At 35.6% G+C, this 1116-nt stretch carries 1 pseudogene; it reads right to left on the minus strand.

Features of this window, described 5'->3' with window-relative positions:
* Positions 1-916, minus strand: a pseudogene (locus VXQ92_RS20190) (circularly permuted type 2 ATP-grasp protein); the annotation flags it as partial.
* Between the last annotated feature and the right edge of the window lie 200 nt (positions 917-1116).

Raw genomic sequence — 1116 nt, forward strand, 5'->3', positions numbered from 1 at the left:
GACGGCCACGAATCGTTTTTACAAATACTTGATCATTTTCTACAAATAAATCTCGATTGGTGACCAGTGGCACATCCATTTCACGTGCTAAAAAAGCGTGTTCATAATAAGCACTGTTAAAACGTCCTGGCGTTAAGACCACAATAAAAGGCTGATCAACCTCAGAGTTTTCTTGAAGTATTTCTTTTCATAAACTTGGATAGTGTTCAATACCTTGCAGATTGTTAGCAGCGCAGAGCTCAGGCATGAGTTGCTGACTAATATTCCTGCATTCAATCATATAAGATACGCCAGATGGTGTTCTTAAATTATCTTCAAGTACAAAAAACTCGCCTTCACTGTCACGAATAATATCTATTCCGCTAATTTGAGAATAAATTTTGCCTTTGAGCGTGTGTTTAAGCATATGGGGTTGAAAAGCCTCATGACAAATAATCTGACTTTCCGGAATTAATTGCTCTTTTAAAATATGTTGCCCATGATAGATGTCATCTAAAAAATAATTAAGCGCTTTAACTCGCTGTGCGCAGCCAGCTGCGATTTTTTCCCACTGTTTTTTTTCAATAACCCTTGGAATGAGATCAAAAGGTATCGTTCTCTCCACTCCTTCTTTATCGCCGTATACGTTAAATGTAATGCCGTGATAGAGAAAATGTTGCTTAGCCTCCGCATTTAATTGTTTCAACTCATCCAAAGTACGAATGCTCAGCCATTGTTCAATTTTTTTAGAGGCCACACCATTAGACGTCGCATCATCCAACATCTCATTAAAAAACTGCGATTTTAGTTGTTCAAATAGGTTTGACTGTACGGAAAGATTTTCTATAAACGAAGTTTGGTTAAGCAATACGTTGGTCGCCTGTTCCTGTATAAAATAATCAATATCGGCTTTTAGGTCTTTCTCTTGTTCTGACATAGCAACCTCGTCTTATCATTTATCTATATTTCATTTTTAAATAAGCAATTTCAGTGCCACTTATATATCTATAATGCTTATTGAATATCATTGTTATAACTTTCTTCTAAATTTTAGCATTGATTGTAAAAGCTGCTATAAACCGAATCTGACAAACTTGCTAAATCTGTAAAGTTTTTTTATTGTGTTGACACCAAAGC

Source organism: Acinetobacter sp. 228 (assembly GCF_048147885.1).